The 269-nt window shown below is 52.0% G+C and carries 1 protein-coding gene; it reads left to right on the top strand.

The genetic code is table 11. From position 1 onward, the window contains the following. A partial coding sequence (locus R0K30_RS22085; protein WP_410612993.1) for a hypothetical protein occupies window positions 1-269 on the top strand: 269 nt, incomplete at both ends.

The following is a 269-nucleotide window of genomic DNA, read 5'->3' as shown; positions in this document are numbered from 1 at the left end:
ACGACGATTTCGGGCTGATTGGCTTGCATATCATTCAGAAAACATCATCGGCTCCATATTTCATCTACGCAACCTTCGAACAGACGGACAACATTCTTGATGCGGCGGGCAAGCCAGTCGAGGATGCGGATGGAAAATATATTGCCAACCCCATCCCGCCGACCCCGTTATATCCAAATATCGTCTCGAGAAACGCTCAGCCCGGGACTCCGCAGCAATTTTCCTACTTCCCTCCAAATTTCAGCTCCTCGCCAGGCGCTCGGCTGTAC

Origin of the sequence: Bacillus sp. SIMBA_154, from assembly GCF_046536015.1 — a bacterium.
In the GTDB taxonomy this organism is placed as follows: domain Bacteria; phylum Bacillota; class Bacilli; order Bacillales; family Bacillaceae; genus Bacillus; species Bacillus pumilus_P.
The sequence above is the reverse complement of the archived record's forward strand: the minus strand, read 5'-3'. Positions and strand labels throughout refer to the sequence as shown.